Raw genomic sequence first — 26,273 nt, 5'->3', positions numbered from 1 at the left:
TGGTGGGGGGGGACGGATTCGAACCATCGAAGCTTACGCGGCAGATTTACAGTCTGCTCCCTTTGGCCACTCGGGAACCCCCCCAACGAGATATTTTTATACTTAACAAGAGTTTTCCCAACGACCTTGCCAAGTTCGGAGCGAATAATAGCAAACTTCGTTTTTCTGTAAAGCACTTTTCTTTGTTTTTTGGTTTGAATGATTGGTTTTTCGTCAAAAAGGGGTAAAAAGCACCATTTTTGAACAAATAATATAAAAAAGGGTCATATGGAAGTGATTGTTTTTACAGTTTATTGCACCATCTTTACATTCATTGACGAACAAAACCGCTTTCACTTGGTAAACTAGAGTCAGTAAGTAATTTTAATAATTCAAATAATAAGTATCAATATGAATCAAACTAAGTCTATTACTCTTGCTGTTTTATTAGCATGCACTTTATCAACACCTTCTTATGCTAAGAAACCAAGAGGAAATCAATCGGTTGCTGTTGTCTCTGAAGAGGTTGCAACACATGAAATATCTCAATCATTATCTTTAATCGGTAAATTAGAAGCGGCAGAGTCTGTCATTATCTCTCCTGAGGTCTCTGGAAAAATTGACCGAATTGCGGTTAAGGCAAATCAAGAGGTCAAAAAAGGTCAGCTTTTAATTCAATTAAATGATGATAAAGCCAGTGCGGCTATTAAAGAGGCTCAAGCGTATTTAAATGATGAAAAACGTAAACTAAAAGAATTTCAACGTTTAGCGAAAAAGAACGCCATTACTCAGACAGAAATTGATGGCCAAAAAGCCAGCGTTGATATTGCCCAAGCACGTTTAGAAGCGGCAAATGCAAATTTATCAGATCTTCACATTTCAGCTCCTTTTTCTGGCACGGTCGGATTCATCGATTTTAGCCGCGGAAAAATGGTTAATGCTGGAGCTGAATTACTGACCTTAGATAATTTGTCTTTAATGCAGTTAGATCTACAAGTACCAGAGCGTTATCTTTCTATGTTATCTACAGGCATGAAAGTAGATGCTATGAGTCAAGCATGGGGAAAAACGGTATTTTCAGGAAAAGTAGTAGGTATTGATTCTCGTATTAATGCTGAAACCTTGAATTTACGTATCCGTATTGAATTTCCAAATAAAGATCTAAAAATGAAACCGGGTATGTTGATGGCTGCAGAGTTGGACTTCCCTGCGATTAATGCACCAATAATTCCAGTTCAAGCATTAGAGTACTCAGGTACAAAACGCTATGTTTATGTCATCGGTGATGATAATAAAGTGACACGTACTCAAGTTGCACTGGGCGCTCGTGTTGAAAACCGTGTAGTGATTGAATCTGGTTTAGAGATTGGTCAAGATATCGTAGTTCAAGGCTTAGTTAATATGCGTGAAGGCGTAACCGTTAAGTTACTTGAACAAGAGACTCAACCTGCTGCTAAAGGACAATAATCATGTGGTTATCTGATACCTCAGTAAAAAGGCCCGTGGTTGCCATTGTTTTAAGTTTGTTGTTGTGTGTGTTTGGTGCGGTGTCGTTTAGTAAACTAGCCGTACGTGAAATGCCTGATATTGAAAGCCCTGTGGTTTCTATTAGTACTCGTTATGAAGGTGCTTCGGCGACGATTATTGAAAGTCAGATCACGACTGTATTGGAAGATCAGCTTTCAGGTATTAGTGGTATTGATGAAATAGAGTCAACCACTCGTAACAGCATGTCTCGTATTACCATTACCTTTGATCTAGGTTACGACTTAAATACCGGTGTGAGTGATATTCGTGATGCGGTAGCTCGTGCCCAGCGAAGTTTGCCTGATGAAGCGGATGACCCCGTTGTCTTTAAGAATAACGGCAGTGGCGAAGCGTCTTTATATATCAATTTAAGTTCAAGCGTTATGGATCGAACTGAGCTTACCGATTACACCGAGCGTGTATTGGTTGACCGTTTTAGTTTGATTACAGGTGTGAGTTCGGTTGATATTTCAGGTGGTCTTTACAAGGTTATGTATGTAAAGCTCAAGCCTGATTTAATGGCAGGACGAGGCGTTATTGCTTCTGATATTACTGCAGCACTTCGTTCAGAGAATATCGAAAGCCCGGGTGGTGAAGTTCGTAATGACGCCATTGTCATGTCGGTTAGAACAGAGCGTTTATATAACCAAGCAGAAGACTTTAATTATCTTGTTGTTAAAACCGCCAGCGATGGAACATCAATTTATCTAAAAGACGTTGCAGATGTGTTTATCGGTGCAGAAAACGAAAATTCGACCTTTAAAAGTGATGGTGTTGTTAACGTAAGCATGGGCATTGTTCCACAATCTGATGCGAATCCATTAGATGTGGCGAATTTAGTTCATGAAGAAGTAGAGAAGATCCAACAGTTTCTACCTGAAGGTACTCGTTTAGCCATTGATTATGACTCTACCGTGTTTATTGATCGTTCGATTTCTGAGGTATACAGCACACTCTTTATTACGGGTGGTTTGGTTATCTTAGTGCTCTATATCTTTATTGGCCAAGCACGAGCAACGTTAATACCGGCAGTTACCGTACCTGTTTCATTAATTTCGTCTTTTATGGCGGCGTATTACTTTGGTTTTTCAATTAATTTAATTACGTTAATGGCACTGATCTTATCGATTGGTCTAGTGGTTGATGATGCCATTGTGGTCGTAGAGAACATTTTCCATCATTTAGAAAAAGGGGAGTCGCCACTATTAGCCGCCTATAAAGGCACAAGAGAAGTGGGTTTTGCTGTAATAGCAACGACCTTGGTTCTGGTAATGGTATTCTTGCCGATCTCATTTATGGATGGCATGGTTGGTCTACTATTTACTGAGTTCTCAGTATTGCTTGCGATGTCGGTCTTATTTTCTTCTTTGATAGCTTTAACGCTGACTCCAGTGTTAGGCAGCAAGATCTTAAAAGCGAATGTTAAACCAAATCGTTTTAATCTCTTTGTCGACAAACTGTTCGCTAGTTTAGAAAGAGGTTATCGTAAATCGGTTAGTAAAGCGGTGGCATGGCGTCTATTGGCTCCTGTGATTATCTTAGCCTGTATTGGCGGTAGCTACGGGCTAATGCAGCAAGTCCCATCACAATTAACACCGCAAGAAGACCGTGGTGTATTATTTGCGTTTGTTCGTGGTGCTGATGCTACCAGTTATAACCGAATGAGCTCAAACATGGATATTGTTGAAGAGAGATTGATGCCATTACTTGGTCAAGGATTCTTAAAATCATTCAGTATTCAATCACCTGCATTTGGTGGTAATGCAGGCGACCAGACTGGTTTTGTTATCATGATCTTAGAAGATTGGGCAGACAGAGATCTGACCGCTCAAGAAGGATTAGGCTTAATTCGTAAAACCTTAGTCGATATTCCAGATGTTCGTGTATTCCCAATGATGCCAGGCTTCCGTGGTGGTTCAAGTGAGCCTGTGCAATTTGTGCTTGGCGGTTCAGATTACAAAGAGCTACAAAAATGGGGTGATGTATTAAAAGCAGAAGCGAATAATAGCCCATTGATGGAAGGTGCAGACATTAACTATTCTGAAAAAACACCAGAGTTAGTTGTGTCAGTTGATCGCAACCGTGCTGCAGAGTTAGGCATTAAGATCTCTGATATTTCAGATACCCTTGAGATCATGCTTGGTGGTAAAAGTGAAACAACGTATGTGGATCGTGGCGAAGAGTACGATGTGTATTTACGAGGTGATGAAAATAGCTTCAATAATGCTGCGGATCTTAGCCAAATTTACATGAGAACGGCGACTGGGGAATTAGTTACTCTTGATACGGTAACTAAAATCAATGAAGTTGCGTCTGCTATTCGTCTATCACACACCAATAAACAGAAATCCATTACCTTAAGTGCCAACCTAAAAGATGGTGCAACGCTAGGTGATGCTCTGGATTATTTGGATGCGAAAGCGATTGAAATGTTACCGAGTGATATTTCAGTAGCTTATACCGGCGAGTCTAAAGACTTTAAAGAAAATCAATCAAGTATTTTGGTAGTATTTGGATTGGCGCTGCTCGTTGCTTATCTTGTTCTTGCGGCACAATTTGAAAGCTTTATTAACCCAATGGTGGTGATGTTTACTGTTCCAATGGGGGTATTTGGTGGTTTCTTAGGGCTAGTGATTATGGGCCAAGGACTGAATATTTATAGCCAGATTGGTATGATTATGTTGATCGGAATGGTAACCAAAAACGGTATCTTGATTGTTGAGTTTGCGAACCAGTTGCGAGATAAAGGCATAGAGCTAGAACAAGCGATTATTGATGCATCAGCTCGTCGTTTACGTCCTATTTTAATGACAGCATTTACGACATTAGCAGGTGCTATTCCATTGATCATGTCTACAGGCGCTGGTTATGAAAGCCGAGTGGCAGTAGGTACGGTTATCTTCTTTGGTATGGCCTTTGCGACTTTGGTAACGTTATTTGTTATCCCTGCGATGTATCGATTAATTTCAGGACAGACGCACTCTTCAGGTCATGTGGAAGCGTTATTAAATAAAGAATTAGATCATGATATTACAGGGCGTATTTCGCATTAATATTGAAGTGATAATTCGATAAAAAGAAAGGCCATTACTTACTTTGAAGTGATGGCCTTTTTTTTAATTAAATAATTATACTTACAGCTTAGCGTTTAAATCAGCCATTACTGCGTCTTTATTTTCTAAATACTCATCTAGACCATTCCTACGTAAGTCACACGATGGACAATCACCACAGCCGTCACCAATCACACCGTTATAGCAGGTTAGTGTTTGGTTGCGAACATAGTCTAGCTTTCCGTATTTATCAGCCAGTGCCCACGTTTCAGCTTTGTTTAGCCACATCAATGGCGTATCAATACGAAGTTTACGATCCATACCTAAGACGAGAGATTGGTTGATTGATTTTACAAACTCATCACGGCAATCAGGGTAGCCAGAAAAATCAGTTTCACACACACCAGTGATCACAGATTCAGCACCTAATTGATAAGCGTAAATACCAGCAAGGGTTAAAAATAGAATATTACGACCAGGAACAAACGAATTTGGTAGGCCATTTTCTTGCAGTTCGTGAGAGACAGGAATGTTATCGCGAGTTAATGAACTAACAGCAAGCTCATTAAGTAAACCGACATCCATCACTTTGTGAGAGGCTGCACCCAGTTCAAGCGCGACTTTTTTGGCTACTTCAATTTCCTGATTATGACGTTGGCCATAATCAAAAGTAATACAATGAACATGATCATATTGAGTAAGTGCTTGAATTAAACAGGTAGTGGAATCTTGACCGCCACTAAATACAACGATTGCTGTAGACATAATAGAATGAATCTCAGTAGGATTATTTATTGGTATTGTAATAAAAAAGCCACCGATGATCGATGGCTTTTATTGTTATTACCTATTGGTTTAATCCTAACGGGACGTTATTATTTTATTGGTTTTTTATAATTGACCCGTTTTCTCAAAGCGGCTTAGTTGTGCTAAAAACGGAGTTAAGTCGCCAATGTTATTAGCCACCCATTGATCATTATAGTAGGTATCAAGGTATCTCTCGCCGCTATCACACAGTAAAGTCACGATTGAGCCTTTCTCACCACGTTGTTGCATTTCACAAGCCAATTGCAACGCGCCAAATAGGTTAGTACCAGTAGAGGCACCCGCTTTTCTGCCGAGGATGCTTTCTAGCCAACGCGCTGTTGCTACACTTGCTACATCTGGAATCGTACGCATTTCATCGATAACTCCAGGAATAAAGCTTGGCTCTACACGAGGACGGCCAATGCCTTCGATTTTGCTGCCGCACTCTAATGTTAGCTCTTTATTGCCCGTTTTATAGAACTCATGGAAAACTGAATTTTCAGGGTCGACGACACACAATTTAGTATTGTATTTTTGGTAACGAATAAAACGACCGATGGTTGCAGAGGTACCGCCAGTACCTGGGTTCATTACGATCCACGTTGGTTCTGGGTGATCTTCTAATTGCATTTGACTAAAAATACTATCGGCAATGTTGTTGTTTCCACGCCAATCTGTTGCACGCTCTGCGTAAGTAAATTGGTCCATATAGTGACCATTTAACTCTTCTGCAAGTCGACGAGATTCAGCATAAATTTCATCAGAACGTTCTACAAAATGTGCTTTGCCACCGTAAAAATTGATCATCTCGATCTTTTTGCTTGCTGTTTTACGAGGAACAACAGCAATGAATGGCAAACCAAGTAGGCGGGCAAAGTAAGCCTCTGACACCGCAGTGCTACCTGATGAAGATTCAATAATTGGCGTATTTGGACCAATCCAACCATTAGAAATGGCATAAAGGAAAAGAGAACGAGCTAAGCGATGCTTAAGAGAGCCTGTTGGGTGCGTACTTTCATCTTTTAGGTACAAATCAATGCCATCAAGCATAGGTAAATCAAGCTTGATTAAGTGTGTATCAGCAGAGCGCTGGTAGTCGGCTTCAATTTTACGAATAGCGTTGTTAATCCAGTTATGATCTGTACACATAATCTTTTCCTTAAATACGGTCAATGTGAGTCATTGTTTCTATACCAATAATTTACCTCTGCTTAATGAGAAAAACTTTGCTATATTTACTTTAAATTAAGCATAAAAGAGAAAATTTTTCTATTTTGGGGTTTTTATGGGAAAGCATGAGCTAGATAAGGTCGATACCACTTTACTTTCGTTACTGCAAAAAGACAGCACCATCTCGTTACATGATTTAGCAGAAGCGGTTAACTTAACTACAACACCGTGTTGGAAGCGATTAAAACGTCTAGAAGAAGATGGGGTGATTGAAAAGAAAGTGGCTTTACTTAATCCTGAAAAATTAGGGTTAAGCTTTAATGCATTTGTATTGATAAAAACATCCAATCACTCACAAGAGTGGTATAACCAATTTGTGGATACTGTTTCGGATTTCCCTGAAGTGATGGAATTTTATCGAATGGCGGGAGAGTATGATTACATGATGAAAGTGTTATCAGCAGACATGAAAGCCTTCGATGGTTTTTATAAAAAACTAGTCAACAGTGTTGATGGGATCTCGAATGTCACCAGTACATTTGCGATGGAGCCTCTAAAATATACAACAGAGCTACCGTTATAGTTATATGGTAATTATGTGTGAAAAAGAAGGTCAGGTGGTAACTACCTGACCGATAAATTATATGATTGAAGAGGTGGGTTTATTTTTTCTTCATTCTCATCACGCCTTCCTGCATAGCTGATGCAACAAGTTCACCTTTTTGATTGAATATTTCCCCACGAACTAGGCCACGAGAACCACTCGCATTGGTACTTTCAATAGAGTACAACAACCATTCATCCATCTTAAATGGACGGTGGAACCACATTGAATGGTCAATCGTCGCCACTTGGAAGTTTGGCGTTAATAAGCTGACTTCATGTGGATGAAGGGCGGTTGGTAAGAATCCCCAATCAGATGCATAAGCTAATAAGTATTGATGGATTAATTGGTCGGCTGGTAGCTCACCATTGGCCTTAATCCACAGATGTTGTGTTGGCGCCGCTTTTTTAGGGGCTAGTGGATTAACAATATTAACAGGACGAACTTCAATTGGTTTTTCACCACAAAATATTTTTTGAACCGTGGGTGGAAGGACGTGTTTAATGGCTTCTGCAAGTTGTGTTTCTGAGGTGAAATTTTCAGGCCCTGCGATATCAGGCATACTTGATTGGTGCTCAAAGCCCGGCTCATCACCGTGATAAGAAGCGGTTAAGTAAAAGATAGGTCGGCCATTTTGAATCGCTTTAACGCGACGTGTGCTGAAGCTTCTGCCATCTCTTAAATTTTCCACATCATAAATAATCGCTTTTTCTGGATCGCCAGGATAAAGAAAGTAGCTATGGAAAGAGTGAACGGTTCTAGCATTATCAACAGTATAACGAGCAGCAGAAAGTGCCTGCCCAATGACTTGGCCACCATACACTTGTGGCAATCCAAGGTTTTCACTTTGACCTCTAAATAAGCCTTGTTCTAATTGTTCTAACTGCAATAGTGTAAGTAATTCATTTAATGGTTTATTCATTCTATATGCCTTAATGCCTCTGACGTGATTACTCTATTGTGAGTCAGATTCAGGTTCAGTTCAATAAGTTAAACACTATGTTAACTGAGTCAGATTTGTATCAAAACTGTGCAATTTTACTCTGGTTGAGTTAGTTTTCTGTCAAAGATGAAGTCGTTAAGCAGACACGGTGAGATATTAGGTCTATATTCGTGTCAGTTTGTTAGATAACGATAATATTATAAGAGAGAAAAACATGAAAAAATCATTATTAATTGCTTTTTCTGTAGCGACAGGGATCACGATGGTTGGCTGCAATTCAACAGATAAAGCAGAAAAAGAAGTGGTTAAGCAAGAAGTGGTAGTGCAAGAAGATATGGCTCAAACAGATGCGTCTGGCACTGAAGTAATTGAAGCATCTGAAACACAATTAGTGACAGGTAGTGTTGGTTACCGTGAGCGCATTGCTTTACCTGCAAACGCGGTGATTACTGTTACATTAGCTGACGTGTCTTTAGCGGATGCACCATCAAAAACGATTGCTGAGCAAACTTTTGAAGCGGCAGAAAAGTCATCACCATTTGATTATTCTTTAGAATTTGATACGGCTGATATTCAAGCGAATCATCGCTATTCTGTACGTGCAACAATCAAAGTTGATGGTAAGTTACGTTTCACAACAGACACAAACTACGCTGTGATCACAGATGAAGCAAAAACAATGCAACAAGATTTATTGTTAAAAGGCGTTCGTCAATAATATTGACTGGCTTTATGTAAACAGGCCGTTGTGTCTTAAGGCATGACGACTTGTTTAAAATGGCAAATTTTCCCATCTTCTCGAATCAATATCCCTTCTTCTTCAAGCAACCTTCTCTGTTTTTCAAATTTATCACCTAGTAATGAAATCTTCCCCTGTGCATTGACAACTCGATACCAAGGTAACAGTGTATCTTCTGGGAGTTTAGCTAACACTTTTCCCACGTGTCGTGAGTGATTAGGAAACCCTGCTAACGTTGCAAGCTGTCCATAAGTGACGACTCGGCCTGACGGTACGTAATATAAATTCGTATAAATACTTTGAGTAAATTCATCCATTGAAATAAATATCTTCTATTAGAAAAGAGAGATTGGTCAGTGATAAAGCTAAGTATTACCGCTAAACTGAAATAGTAGCAAAGTAAACCGCTTTGTACCAAGGAGGGCTAGCGATGGTATTAACCGTGTTGTCTATTATATTAAGTATCCTACTTGTTGTTGTTGGCGTATTGGCTTTTGGGATTAGTGGAGGAGAGCTTCCTTTACTTGCTTTAGCCATTCCTATGTTATGGCTCATTCCTCAAGGTGGTGTTGCTACATGGGTGTTACTTGCTGGAATGTCATTGTTTGGCTTAACGCTTAGTGAGCAGCCATTATCACTCTCGATTGCTGTTTGGACTCTATTTCCCTTATTAATGGTGATTTTTTCACGACGAAAAAGCATTCATCTGGTGGCCTTTATTATTGCGGTTGTGGTGGCAATGGAAGCTGGGATCATGGCCTTACAATATGAAGGTAAATTAGAAGGCAGTGCCTCTTTAACATTGGTTCAAATAATCAGTGTTATTTTGGTCTGGATAGCGGCGAGAAGTTGGAAACCTGTGAATCGAAATGCGTGGTGGCCTCTGGTACTCGTTATTCCATTATGGATAGGGGGCTTACAACACGCGGCACTTGTTGCCTTGTCAATTACTGGTCTTATTGTATGTTTACAGAGTCTTGGACGATCTAAATATAGAGATTGGCTTTCTATGCTATCGTGGCTTTTACCCGTCATTGCTTTTGCAACTTTAATCATATCCCCTAAGTTTGAGGTGCCAGCATCGGTCATGGTTTCTTGGCTAATGATTTTAATGATTGGGTGGGTTACTGATTTTATGATGCAAGTAGATGATGAACCTATCGATTAAGTTCATCACCTATATTTACTATTAACCGCTAATGGCTACGACAGTTGTTTTTTCCTTTTTTATATTATCGCACTCAGTTTCAATCGCCTCTTTAATGGCTTCAGAAGATTGAATTAAATCATCGTAATGGCATGCTTGATCTCGACCGCGCCCTTTTGCTTCATACAGCGCAATATCAGCAAGTTTGGTTAAATCATCTGATTGTTGCCCATTTTTAGGGTAAGTAGAAATACCAATGGAAACACTTAGTTTCCCTAATGATAGTTCCTTAATTGCAAGGTGGAGATCACTTACGGAAGCACATAGCCCGTTTGCTACAGCAAGAGCGTCTTCAGCATTGGTACTTGGTAAGATAATAGCGAGCTCTTCACCACCAAGACGACAAATTGTATCTTCGCCACGCATTGTATTAAGCAGTAAAGTACCAATAGTTTTTAGGACATAGTCACCAGCATCATGGCCGTAGTTGTCATTAAAGCGTTTGAAATGGTCAAGATCTAGCATAAGAATAGACATTTCTTGTTTATGTCTATGCGCACGCATGATTTCTTGATTGATGGTTTCTTCGTAGTAACGGCGATTGTATAAACCGGTCAATGGATCACTGATCGCTTGTTCTCTCAGTTTTTCTTGTAAGTTTAAGTTAGCTAAAGCTAGACCGAGATGTTCTGCAACCGTAAAGGCTAGTTTTTGTACATCAGGCTCTAAATCTTCTTTATCACCAAGGTAGATGTGCATCATACCGATAGTATTTCCATGGGCAGTCAGAGGAATACAAAGTGTTTGATCTTCCCCCGTTGCTGACATATGAGAGCAAGGCAACGTTGTGTACTTATCGTTTGCTAGGTGGAATTTACCTTTACGCAGCGCCCAGCACTCTTCTGGTGCATAAGTTTTGCTTCCTGGCCATACTCCGCCCCAGTCAAGCTTAACAAGCAATTGGTTACGAGAAGAACGCATTAATGAAATAACGCCATTTACGTTACCAAGAATTCGAGGAAGGATATCTTCAACCACCATCTGAGCTTCATTAATTGAATTACAGGCAGCAAGCATAGTAGCAAGGCGATGTAATAATTCAATCTCTTGAGTACGCTGCTCAATACGATCTTCTTGTAAATCTTGCTCATTTTGTACTTGCTGCTGAATCAATTTGTTACTTAATAAAGAAGAACCAATAACAAGTGAAATATTAATCCCCATTAAAATTATTAGGATATTCATCAATTCTTCTACCATTGCGTCTATACGCGTTAATGGTGTCGCGACTCTAACAATATAAGTTTGACCTTGGTAATCGAATGATTGTGCTGAATACAGTAAATTTTTAAAGCGAGAAGTACTGAAGCGGGTCGTGGTGCCATAATTTAAGTTTTTAGCGTCAACAACTTCTTTTCTATTTAGGTGGTTTTCAAGTCGTAATACGGCTTCTAAAGAGATATCACTGTCTGCGATAGGTGTACCATCAGCTTTGATGATTGTTACGTGATCTTCTTTAGCTAGTTCTAGCTTGGTTTTTATATAAACATCTAAGGCTTTTAAATCAGAAAAAGAAACTTGGTCATCATTTATTTCTTTTATGACGCGTGAGATTTCTTCAGACATTCCACCTTCGACCTTTTTTTCAAGCCAATCAGAAAGTGTTGAGTTAAAAATAAATAAACCAAGAGACATGGTAAATATCATGCATATGATAGGTAGGTAGAGCCATTTTTTGCTGATTGTGTTTTTGTTCATCTAACAATATCCAATAATTCATTAGGCCAATTAATCGGCTTTAATACCATATATAGGGTATCTGAATTAAAGGTGAAATAATAGATTATTTACAATAAAGTTAATACGATGTGATTGATAAGGTTGGTTGGTTAAGTTTTTGTTCTGAATGATTTTAATTTGAAACTGTAAAATAAATAAGTTAAAACGAGGAGATGCAGATACTGCCTTTAGTTTAAAACTAAGAACAGTATCTGAAATTATGAAGGAGAATTATTGTGAGCTAATTTATAATTGCTTTCTTAGTTCACATCTTGTTTCCGATGAAACAACAGACCAATGTGTGCCTTTAATTGCTCCCTCAAGAGACCATAATAATTCATCACTAACATGGCTAGAATGAGTTTGTTGAATTGCTTTATAAGCATTTACTGAGCCTGTACTACGTAGTTCTTCTACTGTATTAATCCCTGCTTTCTTTAGCATTCTTTCTGTAGCTAATCGAAGGTTTGGTAAATCTTTAATACGTGATGGTTCTGCGGTTTTCTGTTTTTCTTTATCTTTTTTCGCGACATCTAAAGCTATAACAGCTTGAAGCAAGATGGAATCTGGTTCATTCCAACACTCCTCAGGAAGAGCAAAATATTTAGTAACAACTGGAAAACCACGTTTTTTATAAACGTAAGGTTCAAATCCTTGCTCTTTAAATAAATTAATCGTTTCTTCGCTTGATCGTAAATGCAGTTTGTCTTGAACGACAAGGGCAAACATAGTGTCATCTATAAAGACACCAAAGCCACCAAACATTGAACGCGAAGAGATCTTCCCAAGAGAGGAAAGTAAACGAAGTGATTCTTTTAGTATTGGTTTATCCATTGCAATAATTCTCGGTTAGTAAGTCTATGTCACTAAACAACTGAGCCCGAGGAAATAGTAGCAAGCTTAAAAGAAATCATTGTTATTTTAACGTAAAAATTAACAACGATTGACAGAATACTCGCCGTCGGCAACCCCGCTACCTTATATATAATACGTAGGCCGGAAGCTTTGCGTCCTATACTTTCGCATAGTTTGCCATGTTCGTGACACTATTGATGATATAGCAATCAATAAGGTGTGTTATAGCAAAAAACGCCATTATGTGATCTTGGTTCACATAATGGCGTTGTTTTTTTGTTATCTCTGTTCAAGTTTTAAATAAAAAAGAGAAATAAATAAGTTTTTGATATAAAAAGAATTGTAATTATTATTTTAAACGATTAAGAACACTACTGCGAGAAACAACCTCTGGCTGCATTTCAAAAACACGACGTTCGTGATGTTTATCCTTAATTCGCTCTAATAATATCTCTACCGCAGTTTTTCCTACACGACGTTTAGGTTGGTGGATCGTCGTTAGCGGTGGTGAGAAGTAAGCTGAAAGTTCTATATTATCGTAGCCAATAACAGAAATATCTTCAGGCACTCGCAAACCAGATTGCTTAATTCGACTGATTGCAGCCAGAGCCATTATATCGTTAAAACAAAATAAAGCAGTTGGACGCTCTTGCATGGCTAATAGCTTATCAATCGCTTTTGATGCAGAAGCGCATTCAAAGTCACCTTCTAATATCCATTCTGATTTAAATGGCAAGTTAGCTTCTTCATGAGCGCGTTGAAAACCATGAACACGTTCTTTACATGTGGTTTTTTCAGCTTGACCTGTAATACAAGCAATTTGAGTATGGCCATTTTCGATCAAATGTTTTGTTGCTAAATAGCCACCTTTTTCAGAGTTATCAATGATTTTATCTGTGTGTGGACTATCAGGGCCCCAGTCCATAATTACCATTGGTAACTCGGTATTCTTTTCAAGTAGTGCTAATAATTGTTCATTAAGATCTGAACACATAACCAATAAGCCATCTACTCGTTTTTCAGAAAGCATACGAAGGTAATGTTTTTGTTTATCTAAATCGCCCTCGGTATTACACATAAATAGTGTGTAACCTTGTTTGTAGCAGTAGTTTTCAACCCCATGCATTACTTCAGCAAAAAATGGGTTAAATGATTGAGTTACTAGCATACCAATAGTACGTGTCGTATTGCACTTTAAACTACGAGCAACAGCACTTGGTGCATAGTTAAGTTCTTCAACTGCTTCCCATACACGCTTTTGAGTTGCTTCTGCGACAAAGCGTGTCTTGTTAATTACGTGCGATACCGTGGTGGTTGAAACCGAAGCAAGTTTTGCAACGTCTTTAATAGTAGCCATATAAAAGCCTTAAATGATTATTAAGGGGCTATTTATCTTCCAACAAAAATGAGTTTTGATCTGTAAAGAACTGATGGAAGATAAATAGGCCCTAAGTCTAGGTATAAATAAAAAGGTATAAATAAAAAAAACCGCCAAAAATGCGGTTTTCATTTAGTTTTCAAATTTTATCGTTTGCGTTCACATTTTATAGGTAAAGCATAGTGCAAACAATTATTGATTTAATAAATTTTGGTTGTAATCTGATTTACATCACGGACTTGTTAGTTTATTGCATCAATTTTAGCATTTATATTACTCACCGGTAAGGAAAGTCGCATCTAATCGTAAGAACGCAACTAAAAAGTCGGTAACAGAAGCATAAAAACCAAACTCATCTCTTTCTTTACATATTTGACTAAATCTTGGAACCCATGAAAGTAATTGTTCGTTGATAAACGTTAGTTGAGCATTCATGTAAGTTTCAAAATCTTCTTCAGATGATTGCTGATTTGTCATGGCAATTAAGTTACCAAGAAAATCTAATTCAATAGCAATATGGTCAGCAGGTTCGTTAAACTCAGACTTTTGTGCAATGTCATATTTTGAAAGTAGATCTCGCATATCTTGAGCTGGCTTGCCATTTAGGATGCCTGCCTTGTCTAAATATATCGACGCGTAAGGCAGAGCACTGTTTTTATCCGAGCCTAGAAAGGCTTGACAGAAATCAGCAGATAGCTCAAGTTGCACGTCTTCGCGGCTTTGTAATTGATTTAGTTTTTCAATTAAAGCATTCATCGATGTCGCTAACGTTGGAGTTTCAGCCAAGCTTGCTAAAAAAGTACGTACTTCAAAACTGTTGTACTGCTCAAGCTGCTCAGTTGTTAGTTCATTAGCTAATAAGCTTGAAAGCCACCAGTAAATTTCAGCGCGTTGTTCATTAAATGCTGTTAATTCGTTCATTTATCTTTTACTCCAAAAAGTTTATTTAAGAATTGTACTGGATAAGTATGAAAAGGAATAGCACCTCTCATTAACAGGGTGTATAAATATATGAGTAAAGATTAATGTTCGATTTTTATTAAGAATTGTCTTGAATCAATTAAAATACAGAAATATCAATTGAGAATTGGCATTATTACAAAATATGAATAGAATAAGATAAGAACCATCCTAATAACCATAAAAAAGAGAAGATTATGAGCTATCACATTTTAGTTGTTGAAGACGAAGTGGTAACTCGCTCTAAACTTGTAGGCTATTTTGAAGCCGAGGGATATCAAGTGAGCGAGGCTGAAACAGGGGCAGAAATGCGAACTATTTTGGCTGAACAAAAAGTTGATTTAATTATGCTTGATATAAACCTACCAGGAGAGGATGGTTTATTGTTGGCGCGTGAATTACGCAGTCAGTCGAATATTGGTATTATTCTTGTTACAGGACGAACAGATAGTATTGACCGCATTGTTGGTCTAGAAATGGGGGCTGATGATTATGTTACTAAGCCTGTTGAATTACGTGAGCTATTAGTACGAGTGAAAAATTTATTTTGGCGTATGTCGTTAGTCAATGAACCTGTTGAAGTGGATGAGTCGAGTATTGTTCGCTTTGGTGAGTGGACTTTTGATATCCAACGTCGTGCTTTGTCAAATAATGGCGAGCCAGTAAAACTCACGAAAGCAGAATATGAATTATTGGTTGCTCTGTCTTCATACCCAAATACGGTTCTATCACGTGAACGTATTTTGAATATGATCAGTCATCGCGTAGATGCCCCAAATGATAGAACGATTGATGTACTGATCCGTAGAATGCGAGCAAAAATGGAAGTGGATCCAAAAAATCCTCAAATTTTTGTCACTGTACACGGTGAAGGTTATATGTTCGCAGGAGATTAATTTTCATAAACTGCGATAGATAATACAGAAAGCCACTCAAAATTGAGTGGCTTTTTTTGTTGTTATATCAATGTCAATACTGATTTCGCCTCATACATAAGAAAAGCTGTCTTTAATTTTTGTTTGTACTACTATGTTATGTGATGTCTATTCAAAAATAATTATTATGGGTTAGTGATGAAACAATTTTTTAAAATGGCAATGATTGCCTCTGCGTTAGTCGGTGTGGTTGGCTGTCAGAGTACTGGTGGTGAGTCAGCAGTGGCTGTAACTGAGCAAAATGACAAAGTACAATCAGTATCAACATTTGATGCGCTTCAGAAACAATATTCATTAGATAAAACAACTTTTGATTCTGTAGACTCTTTTTCAATTTATTCAGAAGCCGCATACGCGACAATGATGGAAGAGTGGGCTGAAGCAAAAGAGATCTTTTTAGAAATTGAAAAAGAGCCAGGGCTAATTAATGAAGAGTACTCAATGTTCTCTTCGGGTTCTTATGCTGCAAAGTACATGTCTTTAGTTGCAGTTGCCGATAGTGAACTTTCGAAACTTAAACGTTATAAAGCAACGGCAGATGTCGTATTGTCTGATGCTATTGCACAGATGGCATATTTGATTGAGATTGATGCTAAAAAGTATTACTCACAAGAGTTTTCAAGCCTAAACACTCAGTATAAAGCACTCTTTGTAACTGTGGTTGAAAACGATATTGCTGAAGCTCAAACTAAGCAAGCATCATTTCTAACCAATGCAAAAGTTACAGAGATTAAAACAACATTAAAAATTCATGTTGAGCCACTGGAAAAAGAGTTTTCTGACTTATCTCGTAAGGGATTTAAGGCCATTGCACCAATTAGCTATGGCCAAGCTAAAGCGGAATTAGATAAAGCTAAAAAAGCAGTACAAGCAAACAATCGTGATAAAGCATTAATTGTTGATGTTGTTGCTAAAACACGTTTTCAACTTGATCATTTAAAAAACATGGCAGCTGAAGTGAAATTACTGAAAGCAGTTAAAAATGGCCAATTTGAGCAACCAGTATTAGAGTTTGAAAATAAATTATTATCTATTTCACAAGCAATTAATGGTGATGATTACCGTAACCAACCATTAAGAATGCAGACTGAGGCGGTTTTGGTTTCAGTACAGCAAATGCATGAGATTAATAATACGGCTGATCTAGAAGATAAAATCAAAGAGCTTCAGGTGCAAATCAAAACACTGGAAGTGACAGTTGAAAAGCAAACTGGCGATCGTGCTAATGTTCAAAAACAAGTGGTTGTACTGACACAACAACTTGAGCGAAATGATAACTTAATTAATAATTTGAATGGTGTGATTGCTTCTTATAAAGAGAAAGAAGCGGCAGAAAAAGCAAAGAAAGAGGCAATAACTGCAGAGCCAGCCACAGCGGAAGAAAATGCGGAACAAGCGGCAGTTGCAGAAAACAATCAACCGGAAGAGCAAGCATCAGAAGAAACGGCAGTAGTCGAAGAGGCTCCAGTAGCTGCTGAACCTATCGCAGAAGCTCAAGAAAGCATCGTAGAAGAGACTACTGTTGCTAAAACTGAATTGGTTAAAGCGGATCCAGTGACTACTGACGTTGTTGAGGCAAAGGTAGAGACTAAGTAATTGTAGATATAACTGACAGTTCGTCAGCGTCTATGACAGCGAAAGCACCCTATGCATTGGTTTAGGGTGCTTTTTTATTGGATATTTATCCGTTTCTGCTACACTTCGGCTGTTCACTTTTTTGAGGTACATCATGACATCACCAGAACCTAAATTAACCCGTTTAAATAAATTCATTAGTGACACGGGTTATTGCTCACGAAGAGAAGCAGATAAGCTTATTGACCAACAACGTATTACAATTAACGGCAAAGTCCCTGAAATGGGAACAAAAGTAGCTGAAGGTGATGAAGTTCTGGTTGATGGAAAACCATTAAAAGAGAAACAAGATCGTATTTATATTGCATTTAATAAACCCGTAGGGATTACATGTACGACTGAGCGTCATGTTGAAGGCAATATCGTTGATTATATTAATCATGAACAACGTATCTTTCCAATTGGTCGTTTAGATAAACCTTCAGATGGCTTGATCTTTTTAACCAGTGATGGCGATATTGTAAATAAAATTCTTCGTGCAGGTAATGCGCACGAAAAAGAATATGTAGTACGCGTTGATAAACCGATCACTGATGAATTCTTAACTAAGATGGCGGCGGGTGTACCTATTCTAGATACGGTTACCTTACCGTGTAAGATTGAACAAGAATCTCGTTTTGTTTTTCGTATTACCTTAACACAGGGACTTAATCGTCAGATCCGCCGCATGTGTGAATACTTAGACTATGAAGTATTTAAGCTAAAGCGTGTGCGTATTATGAATATTGATCTTGGCAAATTAGCATCAGGTGAATGGCGTTACTTGAGTGCAGATGAAATGGACCAAATTAATAATATGATTGGTTCATCTAGTAAGACGGAAGAAGCTTCTCGTAAAGTTCAAGAGATCGATGGCAAAGTACGAGTAATTAAAAAAGCAAGTTCAGGACGTAATCATCATTCGAACAATACGTTTAATGAAAAGCGTCGTGAAAAAGCAAAAGAAGAACGATTTGGTAATTCTGCGCCTAAACGAAGAAATGATCGTAAAGAGCAAGGTAAGCCACAGTCAGAAATTAAAGTTTGGCGTCCGAAATAGACCGTTTTTTCAACATCTTAACTGTTTTTTAAGTTATTTGGCGATAAAGTCTACAAACAGAGTGTCAAATGCAAATTTTTGTTTGACACTTTTTTTAAATCGGTTACATTAAGCCCCGTAAGAGAGATGGCGCCTTGGCAGAGTGGCTATGCAGCGGATTGCAAATCCGTGGACCTCGGTTCGACTCCGGGAGGCGCCTCCATTTCTTAGTGATTTATGCGACACTAGCTCAGCTGGTAGAGCGCAACCTTGCCAAGGTTGAGGTCACGAGTTCGAGCCTCGTGTGTCGCTCCATATTTTGTAAAAGGCAGTCACGTAACATTGGCAGACTGTTTTAAAGATGGTGTCTAACCGTTCTTTTTAGAACACATTGGTTAGGAGCATCGCAATAAAGAATTGCGTGCCCTGGTGGTGGAATTGGTAGACACAAGGGATTTAAAATCCCTCGGCGTTCGCGCTGTGCCGGTTCAAGTCCGGCCCGGGGCACCATCTATTTATCATTCAAGTGTAAATTTGAATGATGAGAAGTGTAGTTCACTAACGAACTAATAAAGATAAGTGTGAAAGTATATATGGCGCCTTGGCAGAGTGGCTATGCAGCGGATTGCAAATCCGTGGACCTCGGTTCGACTCCGGGAGGCGCCTCCACTTACTTTAACAATAAGAATTAAACATTACTGTTATTACGGTGATGAAAGATGGTGTCAACCTTCTCATTTATTGAGAACATGGTTAGAAGCATCGCAAGAAATTGCGTGCCCTGGTGGTGGAATTGGTAGACACAAGGGATTTAAAATCCCTCGGCGTTCGCGCTGTGCCGGTTCAAGTCCGGCCCGGGGCACCATCAATTAAAAAGGCTCATCAGAAATGATGAGCCTTTTTTCCTTTCTGCTAAGTCATATTTTCTACTGTAACCCCAAGTTCAATAATTATCTGTAGTGATTTTTTGCTTAAAAATGGATCATTGAATTAATCACATTGGTATTATTATCAAAGCAGTAGCTGACTTATATTGCTAGTAGACGTCTAGATGTAAACATTTCCAAACCGCCGAACTTACTGTATAATGCGCGCCTTTCTAGTTGTTTATCTTATTAATGCTTCAAGGCTAACATTATGAACCTTTCTGCTAAAACCGTTGTTGTTATCGCTATTGGTGCCGCTCTATATGGTATCGGTGGCCTACCAATGTTTGGTATCCCAGTCTTTGCTAATACCACGCTAAAACCAGCTATGGCTGTACTTGCTTTATTTTCAGTACTGTACGGGCCGATAGTAGGGTTCCTTGTTGGATTTATTGGTCACTGGGTAACGGATTTATTCGCAGGTTGGGGTGTTTGGCTTACTTGGGTTTTAGGTTCAGGTATTGTCGGTATGATTATTGGTTTGTTCCCAATACTGACAAAGAAACGCATAGAGTCAGGACTTTTTGATAAGAAAGATTTCTTCATCTTTGTCATGTTAGCGTTTGCAGGTAATGTGATTGGTTACGGAACATCAGCGTTTTTAGATACTATCCTATACGCAGAACCGTTTAGTAAAGTATTTATGCAACTGTGCATCATTGCGGCAGGTAATACCGTACTAATTGCTATTGTAGGTTATTTTATTTTAACTAACCTCGCTAAGCGTAAGAAACAAAGCACAAACTTAACAGAGGCGCCATAGTTAATGAGCGTAACCTTTTCGAACTTCTCTTTTCGATATGCGTCACAGGATAAACCGACGCTTAAAAATATCAATCTAAGGATAGAAAAAGGCGAAAAGATATTAATTATCGGGCCAAGTGGCAGCGGTAAATCAACATTAGGTCAGTGTTTAAATGGCCTAATCCCTCATACCATTAAAGGCGAGATCGAAGGTCAACTTTGCCTTAATGAACATGATGTTTCTGATTGGAAAATAGAACAATACACAGAAAATGTTGGCACCGTTCTTCAAGATACCGACAGCCAATTTGTCGGTTTAACGGTTGGAGAAGACATTGCTTTTGCCCTTGAAAATCAAATGGTTTCAAGAGCTGAAATGTACCCAATTGTTCGTGATACTGCAAAAATAGTGGATCTTGAGAACTTGCTTAATAAATCACCTTATGATCTTAGTGGCGGTCAAAAACAGCGAGTGTCATTAGGTGGGATCTTAGTTGACGACGTCGATCTACTGTTATTTGATGAGCCATTAGCGAGCCTTGACCCTAAAACGGGCAAAGCGACTATTGAAATCATTGATGAGTTACATAAAAGCAGAAGCAAAACCGTTGTTATTATTGAGCATCGTCTAGAAGATGTTTTGCATTGCCCTGTCGATCGTATCATTTTGATGGATCACGGTGAGATTGTTGCAGACATGACACCAGATCAGTTGATTCAATCTTCACTATTAATGGAGTATGGGATCAGAGAGCCTCTGTACGTATCGTTACTTAAACGATGCCAACTTGCGCTTTCAGCTATTCCTCATATTAGCCATTTACCATCGATCCCAGCGGAATGCTTGAACTCTGCAGTGAATGCTTGGTTTGATGATAGTCAATGTAATGGTTCAGAGATGGCCAAGCAGGACGCATTATTAAGTATTGAAAACTTAACCTATTCGTATGATGGTGAAATAAACGCATTAGAAGACGTTTCTTTTACTGTGAATAAAGGTGAGTTTGTTTCTATTCTAGGTAAGAATGGCTCGGGTAAATCAACAATTACTAAGTTAGTGATGGGAGTGTTACAACCAGATTGTGGTTCTATTAAATTAAATAATCAAGATCTAGCAGATTTGTCTATTTATGAGCGCTCTCAAAAGGTTGGGGTAGTATTACAAAACCCAAATCACATGATCTCGCATCACCTAATATATGATGAAGTAGCGTTTGGCTTAGTTAATAGCGGCTTCTCTGAAAAAGAAATTGAAGAGAAGGTACTTTACGCATTAGAGCTATGTGGTTTAAGTCGTTTTCGTCACTGGCCGATTGATGCGCTTAGTTATGGTCAAAAGAAGCGTGTAACGATCGCATCTATTTTGGTTCTTGAACCAGAGCTATTGATTTTAGATGAACCAACAGCTGGGCAAGATTACAAGAATTACACTTCAATGCTTGGTTTTATTAATCAGCTTAACCAACAGCTAGGTTTAACCGTAATTATTATCTCTCATGATATGCATTTGGTTCTTGAACACACGACACGATCTATTGTCATTGCTGATAGCAAATGCATCGCTGATCAGGACGTAACCAAGGTATTTAGCCAGCCAGAGTTATTAAATAAAGCAAACTTAACTGTAACAAGTTTGTATGAATTAGCTGAGAAATTGGAGATAGAAAATATCACTGGTTTTATACAGCAATTTATTAATGAAGAGCATGAGAGTAAAAAGAATGTCCACTAATAAACAGAGTTTTGGTATTAATTATGTGGATTTGGACACTTGGTTACATCATTTAAATGGGGTAACTAAGTTTCTGCTGTTCATTACGTGGATTACCGTAGTTCTGACTACATTTGATTTACGTATTATCATTCCATTGATCTTATTAGGTTTATATTTATTAAAAGCCACAAGAGTGCCTTTTACTGCTTATAAACCATTATTGATTGGCACTGCGACAGTATTGAGCATGAATGCGGTATTTATGTTTTTGCTAGCGCCGAATCAAGGTAATGAGCTATTAGGCTCAACAACGGTATTAATGCCTATTTTTGGTAGTTATGCGATTACTCAAGAGACTCTGTTTTATCTAATTACGGTGACACTTAAGTACTTTAGTATGTTTCCAATCGCATTGGTTTTTGTATTTACGACTCACCCAACAGAGTTTGCTGCGAGTTTAAATCGATTAGGCCTGCCTTATAAAATCGCTTATGCCGTAAGTTTAACACTAAGATACTTACCTGAAGTAAAAAGTGACTTTATAAATATAATGCATGCTCAACAGGCCCGTGGTGTTGATTTATCTAAGAATGTTCCCGTTTTTACTCGAATTAGTAATATAGCTAAAATATTAGGCCCATTGATCTTTTCAAGCTTAGATAGAGCTGATGAAATTTCAAACGCGATGGTATTACGTGGTTTTGGGCGTGGGAAAAGCAGAACGTGGTTCAGTGATAAGGCGATAACTAAGACAGACAAAGCTGTCATGTTTGGCTTATTCATTATTGTTATTTTAGCTATCACAAAGCGAGTCATGGATAGTCAGCTATTTTGGTATCCATTTAATTAGGCGTGCTATCAAAGCGAATTGATTATAGAGTATTGACGATTAAAAAGTAGGCATAGTACCTACTTTTTATTTTTTAGATTGTCCAAATTCTTCAATAACATCAGAGCTAATGTTTTCATGGCTAAAAATGAGCATTGAGGTTAGTTTTTCTACCATAGCCTCAGGCTCTAATTCACTGAATATAACTTTGTTGATTAACTCTTTAATTAGTAACTCTTCGTGCTCTAAAAAGCCACGAGCATCGATCTCGACAGGTATATCACTTGGCATACGATCAAACTGTAGAAATGCCATATTATGATTTACGTTTGAGGTTAATAACTGCTCAGGAAACCATTCTTCGCCCGTGACGACTTCTAAGTCATTACCATAACTTGTTTGAATATCTTGTAAATTTTGTATCAATTCAGAAATTTTCACAATTTTTTCTCAAGAGGTGAATTACTATTTACTGTAACGACACTATACTTAAATTCTATAGTTGATTGAAATTATATTTTACTTCAATTGCTTAGAGCGTTTACCTTTTAACCAATTAGATTGATCCCACTTAGAGTATTTCTTTTGTATAAAGACATTTTAAAAGTAACCCCAACGATATTATTATCGACAATTTTATTTTTCTTCAATAGTGCAGTAGCTTCTGAAGAAGAAGTCATTACTAAATCTTCTGTTGAAAAAGAAAAAGATTGGGGTATTGCTGCAGTTGTTAGAACAGCAAGCATCCCATACACAACAGATACCGAAACGGTTTCAACATTTATACCAATGATGTTCTTTGAAAATGATTATGTGTTCATTAATGGAATGGAAGGTGGCGTCTATTTATATCAAGAGAGTGATTGGCAACTAAGTGCGTTAATGCGATTACGTTACTTTGATTTGCCTAAGCAAGCTCAAAATAAGGCGGGTGGTGATGTCGTTGATACTGGTTTTCAAGCTCGCTATCAGATTAATAAAGAGTGGTACTTTGACTCTGAGCTTATGGTAGATCCCGAATTTCGTTCTTATATGAATTTTCGATTGGGTGCTGAAATTGAAGCAGGCGATTGGTGGTTTAACCCAAGTATAGAGGCCCGCTGGAAAGAGGCTGAATTTAATAGTTATTACTATGGTTTAAATGAAGAAGCTAACGACACATTAAGCGCTGGAGTTGATGTAAAAGCGGGGTTTATGTCTCGTTATCATGTTACGTCTAATTTATATCTTCTCGGTGGTAGCTATGTATCTCGTTTAGATGACAGTGCCTATAGTAGTCAATATATTGATAATCGTTGGGAATTTGAATACTTTTTAGGTGTGGGCTTCTTTACAGATAGCAGTACTTCTTCTCGCAAAGATATAACAAATAAGCCATATTTACGTATAGCACATGGCTGGGCTACACCATCTAATATTGGCGATATTATTAATTTAGAGTCAGAAAAAGATCCACACAATAATCAAATGACGTCTGTTTTTTATGGTTTACCACTAACAGATGAACTGTTTTCATTACCTATCGATCTTTATCTAACTCCAGGTTATGTTCAACATTGGCAATCAGATGTCCAAAACTTAAGTTCAGAGTTTGTAGTAGCGATTAAAGCTTATGCGACGATTCCATGGCCAACTAAATGGCGATTTGGTGTTGCCGAAGGCTTATCGTATATAAATCATGTTTCCTACATTGAACAGTCTGAAATGGATAGTAAGGGATATAAAGAAAGTAAGCTCTTAAACTATCTAGATTTCTCTTTTGATGTCAACTTAGGTGATTTGTTTGATCAGCGAGATTTAGATGGTGTTTGGCTTGGTTATAGTATTCACCACCGATCTGCTATCTTTGAAAATTCATCCCAGTATGGACGTATAAAAGGTGGCAGTAATTACAATAGTATTTATATTCAGTTTGATATTTAATTTAAAATAAAGTATTTATAATCAATGGTTTAAACGATTTTTTTGTTTTCATTTAATTAAGTGCAATGCGGTATGTATTTGACGGTCGTCAAGTAATTGTACTAGTGAATATTTAGTGTCATATCTTTGTAATATTGCTTTGCGCTGCGAAATAAGTGAGTTATTATTTTTGGAATAAAGATCATATTTTGATGGCTAGAGTAAAGGATTACGATGCGGATATTTCAAAAAATAACAATAGGAATGTTGATTATTTCCATTGGAGCTTTAATTTGGTATCACTTTAAAGGTGATACTAAAATGCTCACCATTAACCCAGAAAAATATCAATATTATGCCGCAGATGATAAAAAAGTGGGTGGTATAAGTGATGCTATTTTAGTTGAAAAAAATGGCAAACCATCCATGCGTTGTACGATGAAAAAAGGTAAGTATGCATGGCCATATTGTGAAGTTGCGATTCATTTTTCTGATAGTATGTTTGAAGGTGTTGATCTCTCTTCATATTCAAAACTCATTTTAGATATTGATTACAAAAGCGCTGATCCAAACGGGCGTTTACGTGTTTATTTAAGAAATAGTAATCCGATTTACACTAAACGAAATGATGGAGCATCATTAAAATTTAATGGGGTAGAGTATGAACCTGGTTTTAATGCTGGTCCCAAAGAAATTGAGTTATCAGACTTTCAAGTTATGACTTGGTGGATAGCGGATTATAAAGTCCCTGTAGAACATGCAGCCCCAGAGTTTTCGAATATATCTATTATTGAAATAGCAACTTCATCGACGGTAAAGAGTGGTGATTTTGAAATGACCATTAATAGTATTGAGCTACGTGGGTCATGGATTAAAGAAAATACATTATTGAAAATTATTTTATATGCATGGTTAGTTATTATCATTGCCTATATTTTATATGAACAAAAAAGATTAAATAAAAACCTCAAAGTAAGTGCTTATCGTGAAAGCCGTTTACGTAAATTAAACGATAGCTTAAAAGAGAAGAATGTTGAATTTGCCGAGCTTGCTCATCGAGACTCATTAACAGGAGCTCGAAATCGAAATGCAGTACGAGATTGGCTAGATCAAATGTCTCAACAAGTTCGTTGGGGTAAACAGACGTTTTCAGTGATCTATATAGATATTGATTATTTCAAAAAGATCAATGATAAGCTCGGTCATCAAACTGGAGATGATATTTTAAGAGAGTTTGTTTTGGTGGTAACTAGTGCGATTAAAAGCACGGACTTTTTGGTTCGTTGGGGAGGAGAAGAGTTTGTCGTTTTCTGTCCAAATCATAACGCGCAACAGGCAACAGAAAAAGCAGAGCATATTCGTAAAACGGTTGAGCATCATTTATGGTGCCACAATGAATCGCTGACTTGTAGTTTGGGTGTTACTGAAATGAAAGATGAACGCATAACTGAAGTTATTGCCCGTGCAGATGATGCGTTGTATAAAGCAAAAAATGCTGGGCGAAATAAAGTCATAACCAGTGTAAGTGTGGGTAATGTAAGTACAAGCTCACGCTATATGTGATGAAGCGTATATGAAGTAACTCTATTTAGATGAGAATCAATCAAAGAAGTTGAAAGCCTGATTTCG

At 37.9% G+C, this 26,273-nt stretch carries 22 protein-coding genes, 6 tRNA genes and 1 riboswitch; of the genes, 18 read left to right on the top strand and 10 right to left on the bottom strand.

The window, feature by feature from the left end; translation table 11 throughout:
• Positions 1 to 84, bottom strand: a tRNA-Tyr gene (locus AC2INI_RS08525).
• Between the two features lie 306 nt (positions 85 to 390).
• Here AC2INI_RS08525 and AC2INI_RS08520 point away from each other — a divergent pair.
• Both AC2INI_RS08520 and vexH read left to right on the top strand, forming a co-directional pair.
• Positions 391 to 1,446 (top strand): efflux RND transporter periplasmic adaptor subunit, encoded by a 1,056-nt coding sequence (locus AC2INI_RS08520; RefSeq protein WP_486304615.1) that lies wholly within the window; start codon positions 391 to 393, stop codon positions 1,444 to 1,446.
• A 2-nt stretch (positions 1,447 to 1,448) separates the two neighbouring features.
• On the top strand, positions 1,449 to 4,559 hold the full coding sequence (gene vexH / locus AC2INI_RS08515; protein ID WP_486317269.1) for a vibriobactin export RND transporter permease subunit VexH: 3,111 nt from the start codon (positions 1,449 to 1,451) through the stop codon (positions 4,557 to 4,559).
• A gap of 81 nt (positions 4,560 to 4,640) precedes the next feature.
• Here the strand turns inward: vexH and queC are convergent, their stop codons facing one another.
• Together queC and AC2INI_RS08505 are read right to left on the bottom strand one after the other, a co-directional pair.
• Positions 4,641 to 5,324, bottom strand: a complete 684-nt coding sequence (queC, locus tag AC2INI_RS08510; protein ID WP_122033076.1) for a 7-cyano-7-deazaguanine synthase QueC — start codon at positions 5,322 to 5,324, stop codon at positions 4,641 to 4,643.
• A 126-nt stretch (positions 5,325 to 5,450) separates the two neighbouring features.
• Complete coding sequence (locus tag AC2INI_RS08505; RefSeq protein ID WP_486304614.1) at positions 5,451 to 6,515, bottom strand: PLP-dependent cysteine synthase family protein; 1,065 nt, start codon at positions 6,513 to 6,515, stop codon at positions 5,451 to 5,453.
• Between the two features lie 136 nt (positions 6,516 to 6,651).
• Between AC2INI_RS08505 and AC2INI_RS08500 the strand changes: the two genes are divergently transcribed.
• On the top strand, positions 6,652 to 7,119 hold the full coding sequence (locus AC2INI_RS08500) for an Lrp/AsnC family transcriptional regulator (protein WP_122033074.1): 468 nt from the start codon (positions 6,652 to 6,654) through the stop codon (positions 7,117 to 7,119).
• A gap of 79 nt (positions 7,120 to 7,198) precedes the next feature.
• On the opposite strand, the gene tesB is transcribed toward AC2INI_RS08500, so the two are convergent.
• Positions 7,199 to 8,062: an acyl-CoA thioesterase II gene (tesB, locus tag AC2INI_RS08495; protein WP_486304613.1), complete on the bottom strand. Its 864-nt coding sequence runs from the start codon at positions 8,060 to 8,062 to the stop codon at positions 7,199 to 7,201.
• A gap of 235 nt (positions 8,063 to 8,297) precedes the next feature.
• Here tesB and AC2INI_RS08490 point away from each other — a divergent pair, with 235 nt between their 5' ends.
• Complete coding sequence (locus AC2INI_RS08490; RefSeq protein ID WP_122033072.1) at positions 8,298 to 8,801, top strand: YbaY family lipoprotein; 504 nt, start codon at positions 8,298 to 8,300, stop codon at positions 8,799 to 8,801.
• A 35-nt stretch (positions 8,802 to 8,836) separates the two neighbouring features.
• Here the strand turns inward: AC2INI_RS08490 and AC2INI_RS08485 are convergent, their stop codons facing one another.
• Complete coding sequence (locus AC2INI_RS08485; protein ID WP_122033071.1) at positions 8,837 to 9,139, bottom strand: MGMT family protein; 303 nt, start codon at positions 9,137 to 9,139, stop codon at positions 8,837 to 8,839.
• 113 nt (positions 9,140 to 9,252) lie between these two features.
• Here AC2INI_RS08485 and AC2INI_RS08480 point away from each other — a divergent pair, with 113 nt between their 5' ends.
• Complete coding sequence (locus AC2INI_RS08480; protein WP_122033070.1) at positions 9,253 to 9,990, top strand: VP0952 family biofilm-associated protein; 738 nt, start codon at positions 9,253 to 9,255, stop codon at positions 9,988 to 9,990.
• A gap of 21 nt (positions 9,991 to 10,011) precedes the next feature.
• Here AC2INI_RS08480 and AC2INI_RS08475 read toward each other — a convergent pair whose 3' ends face one another.
• The 4 genes from AC2INI_RS08475 to torD form a co-directional block, all read right to left on the bottom strand.
• Positions 10,012 to 11,727 (bottom strand): sensor domain-containing diguanylate cyclase, encoded by a 1,716-nt coding sequence (locus AC2INI_RS08475; RefSeq protein ID WP_486304612.1) that lies wholly within the window; start codon positions 11,725 to 11,727, stop codon positions 10,012 to 10,014.
• 267 nt (positions 11,728 to 11,994) lie between these two features.
• Entirely contained in the window at positions 11,995 to 12,582 is a 588-nt protein-coding gene (locus AC2INI_RS08470) for a TfoX/Sxy family DNA transformation protein (RefSeq protein WP_122033069.1), read from the bottom strand.
• 126 nt (positions 12,583 to 12,708) lie between these two features.
• Positions 12,709 to 12,792: riboswitch (cyclic di-GMP riboswitch) on the bottom strand.
• 160 nt (positions 12,793 to 12,952) lie between these two features.
• Complete coding sequence (purR, locus tag AC2INI_RS08465) at positions 12,953 to 13,960, bottom strand: HTH-type transcriptional repressor PurR (protein WP_122033068.1); 1,008 nt, start codon at positions 13,958 to 13,960, stop codon at positions 12,953 to 12,955.
• Positions 13,961 to 14,254: 294 nt separating this feature from the next.
• Entirely contained in the window at positions 14,255 to 14,902 is a 648-nt protein-coding gene (gene torD, locus AC2INI_RS08460; protein ID WP_486304611.1) for a molecular chaperone TorD, read from the bottom strand.
• 236 nt (positions 14,903 to 15,138) lie between these two features.
• Here torD and torR point away from each other — a divergent pair, with 236 nt between their 5' ends.
• The 11 genes from torR (at position 15,139) to AC2INI_RS08405 (ending at position 22,763) form a co-directional block, all read left to right on the top strand.
• Complete coding sequence (gene torR / locus AC2INI_RS08455; RefSeq protein ID WP_122033066.1) at positions 15,139 to 15,837, top strand: two-component system response regulator TorR; 699 nt, start codon at positions 15,139 to 15,141, stop codon at positions 15,835 to 15,837.
• Between the two features lie 177 nt (positions 15,838 to 16,014).
• Entirely contained in the window at positions 16,015 to 17,472 is a 1,458-nt protein-coding gene (locus tag AC2INI_RS08450) for a hypothetical protein (protein ID WP_486304610.1), read from the top strand.
• A 133-nt stretch (positions 17,473 to 17,605) separates the two neighbouring features.
• Positions 17,606 to 18,550, top strand: coding sequence for a 23S rRNA pseudouridine(2604) synthase RluF (rluF, locus tag AC2INI_RS08445; protein WP_122033064.1), 945 nt, complete (start codon positions 17,606 to 17,608; stop codon positions 18,548 to 18,550).
• A 128-nt stretch (positions 18,551 to 18,678) separates the two neighbouring features.
• Positions 18,679 to 18,752, top strand: a tRNA-Cys gene (locus AC2INI_RS08440).
• A 16-nt stretch (positions 18,753 to 18,768) separates the two neighbouring features.
• Positions 18,769 to 18,844: transfer RNA gene (locus AC2INI_RS08435), tRNA-Gly, on the top strand.
• Positions 18,845 to 18,952: 108 nt separating this feature from the next.
• Positions 18,953 to 19,039 (top strand) — tRNA-Leu (locus tag AC2INI_RS08430).
• A gap of 85 nt (positions 19,040 to 19,124) precedes the next feature.
• Positions 19,125 to 19,198, top strand: a tRNA-Cys gene (locus AC2INI_RS08425).
• Between the two features lie 109 nt (positions 19,199 to 19,307).
• Positions 19,308 to 19,394, top strand: a tRNA-Leu gene (locus AC2INI_RS08420).
• A 272-nt stretch (positions 19,395 to 19,666) separates the two neighbouring features.
• A complete protein-coding gene (locus AC2INI_RS08415; RefSeq protein WP_122033063.1) occupies positions 19,667 to 20,218 on the top strand; it encodes an ECF-type riboflavin transporter substrate-binding protein in 552 nt (183 codons plus the stop codon).
• Between the two features lie 3 nt (positions 20,219 to 20,221).
• A complete protein-coding gene (locus tag AC2INI_RS08410) occupies positions 20,222 to 21,931 on the top strand; it encodes an ABC transporter ATP-binding protein (protein ID WP_486304609.1) in 1,710 nt (569 codons plus the stop codon).
• Positions 21,921 to 22,763, top strand: a complete 843-nt coding sequence (locus tag AC2INI_RS08405) for an energy-coupling factor transporter transmembrane component T family protein (protein WP_122033061.1) — start codon at positions 21,921 to 21,923, stop codon at positions 22,761 to 22,763. Before AC2INI_RS08410 ends, AC2INI_RS08405 begins: the two co-directional genes overlap by 11 nt.
• A 66-nt stretch (positions 22,764 to 22,829) precedes the next feature.
• Here AC2INI_RS08405 and AC2INI_RS08400 read toward each other — a convergent pair whose 3' ends face one another.
• Positions 22,830 to 23,183: a VC1380 family protein gene (locus AC2INI_RS08400; protein ID WP_122033060.1), complete on the bottom strand. Its 354-nt coding sequence runs from the start codon at positions 23,181 to 23,183 to the stop codon at positions 22,830 to 22,832.
• 192 nt (positions 23,184 to 23,375) lie between these two features.
• On the opposite strand from AC2INI_RS08400, the gene AC2INI_RS08395 reads away from it, so the two are divergent.
• Positions 23,376 to 24,665 (top strand): MipA/OmpV family protein, encoded by a 1,290-nt coding sequence (locus AC2INI_RS08395; protein ID WP_371413431.1) that lies wholly within the window; start codon positions 23,376 to 23,378, stop codon positions 24,663 to 24,665.
• A gap of 300 nt (positions 24,666 to 24,965) precedes the next feature.
• Entirely contained in the window at positions 24,966 to 26,207 is a 1,242-nt protein-coding gene (locus AC2INI_RS08390) for a GGDEF domain-containing protein (protein ID WP_254052600.1), read from the top strand.
• The last annotated feature ends 66 nt before the right edge of the window (positions 26,208 to 26,273 follow it).

The organism is Aliivibrio friggae (assembly GCF_057368515.1).
Note: the sequence above shows the minus strand (reverse complement) of the source record. Positions and strands in the feature narration are given on the sequence as shown.

Bases quoted from the DNA above. Each gene is read 5' to 3' on its own strand.
- vexH (WP_486317269.1), top strand. From the start codon at position 1,449: ATGTGGTTATCTGATACCTCAGTAAAAAGGCCCGTGGTTGCCATTGTT.
- rluF (WP_122033064.1), top strand. From the start codon at position 17,606: ATGACATCACCAGAACCTAAATTAACCCGTTTAAATAAATTCATTAGT.
- torD (WP_486304611.1), bottom strand. From the start codon at position 14,902: ATGAACGAATTAACAGCATTTAATGAACAACGCGCTGAAATTTACTGG.
- AC2INI_RS08500 (WP_122033074.1), top strand. From the start codon at position 6,652: ATGGGAAAGCATGAGCTAGATAAGGTCGATACCACTTTACTTTCGTTA.
- AC2INI_RS08490 (WP_122033072.1), top strand. From the start codon at position 8,298: ATGAAAAAATCATTATTAATTGCTTTTTCTGTAGCGACAGGGATCACG.
- purR (WP_122033068.1), bottom strand. From the start codon at position 13,960: ATGGCTACTATTAAAGACGTTGCAAAACTTGCTTCGGTTTCAACCACC.
- queC (WP_122033076.1), bottom strand. From the start codon at position 5,324: ATGTCTACAGCAATCGTTGTATTTAGTGGCGGTCAAGATTCCACTACC.
- AC2INI_RS08485 (WP_122033071.1), bottom strand. From the start codon at position 9,139: ATGGATGAATTTACTCAAAGTATTTATACGAATTTATATTACGTACCG.
- AC2INI_RS08470 (WP_122033069.1), bottom strand. From the start codon at position 12,582: ATGGATAAACCAATACTAAAAGAATCACTTCGTTTACTTTCCTCTCTT.
- AC2INI_RS08390 (WP_254052600.1), top strand. From the start codon at position 24,966: ATGCTCACCATTAACCCAGAAAAATATCAATATTATGCCGCAGATGAT.
- torR (WP_122033066.1), top strand. From the start codon at position 15,139: ATGAGCTATCACATTTTAGTTGTTGAAGACGAAGTGGTAACTCGCTCT.
- AC2INI_RS08480 (WP_122033070.1), top strand. From the start codon at position 9,253: ATGGTATTAACCGTGTTGTCTATTATATTAAGTATCCTACTTGTTGTT.
- AC2INI_RS08505 (WP_486304614.1), bottom strand. From the start codon at position 6,515: ATGTGTACAGATCATAACTGGATTAACAACGCTATTCGTAAAATTGAA.
- tesB (WP_486304613.1), bottom strand. From the start codon at position 8,062: ATGAATAAACCATTAAATGAATTACTTACACTATTGCAGTTAGAACAA.
- AC2INI_RS08450 (WP_486304610.1), top strand. From the start codon at position 16,015: ATGAAACAATTTTTTAAAATGGCAATGATTGCCTCTGCGTTAGTCGGT.
- AC2INI_RS08520 (WP_486304615.1), top strand. From the start codon at position 391: ATGAATCAAACTAAGTCTATTACTCTTGCTGTTTTATTAGCATGCACT.
- AC2INI_RS08415 (WP_122033063.1), top strand. From the start codon at position 19,667: ATGAACCTTTCTGCTAAAACCGTTGTTGTTATCGCTATTGGTGCCGCT.
- AC2INI_RS08405 (WP_122033061.1), top strand. From the start codon at position 21,921: ATGTCCACTAATAAACAGAGTTTTGGTATTAATTATGTGGATTTGGAC.
- AC2INI_RS08475 (WP_486304612.1), bottom strand. From the start codon at position 11,727: ATGAACAAAAACACAATCAGCAAAAAATGGCTCTACCTACCTATCATA.
- AC2INI_RS08410 (WP_486304609.1), top strand. From the start codon at position 20,222: ATGAGCGTAACCTTTTCGAACTTCTCTTTTCGATATGCGTCACAGGAT.